1 protein-coding gene is annotated in these 435 nt (G+C 63.0%); it reads left to right on the forward strand.

The genetic code is table 11. The features are described 5' to 3' along the window. Positions 1 to 390, forward strand: a 390-nt coding sequence (locus F0L68_RS40130) for a transposase (RefSeq protein WP_223199570.1), incomplete at its 5' end; no start/stop codon positions are given. Between the last annotated feature and the right edge of the window lie 45 nt (positions 391 to 435).

Consider the following 435-nt stretch of genomic DNA (forward strand, 5'->3'; position numbering starts at 1 on the left):
ACCAGAATCGACTGGGCCGGGCAGGTCAAACAACTCCTGACCGTCGACTACCCCGACGCCCAGACCGTGGTCCTGGTCATGGACAACCTCAACACCCACGGCATCGCCTCGCTCTACGACGCCTTCGCGCCCGGCGAGGCATTCGCCCTCGCTCAGCGACTCGAGATCCATCACACCCCCAAACACGGGTCCTGGCTCAACATCGCCGAGATCGAGTTGTCCGCGCTGGCCCGGCAATGCCTCGACCGCCGCATCAGCGACCTCGACACCCTCAACACCGAACTCGCCGCATGGCAACACGCCATCAACACCGAGCAACGCCAAGTCCCATGGCAGTTCACCACCGACGACGCACGCATCAAACTCCGCCACCTCTACCCCAAAGATTAGACGCGACGGTCTACTAGGGGGTGTCCTGCGGGTCTTGTTCGATGG

Origin of the sequence: Solihabitans fulvus, assembly GCF_008386585.1 — a bacterium.
Taxonomy (GTDB): domain Bacteria; phylum Actinomycetota; class Actinomycetes; order Mycobacteriales; family Pseudonocardiaceae; genus Solihabitans; species Solihabitans fulvus.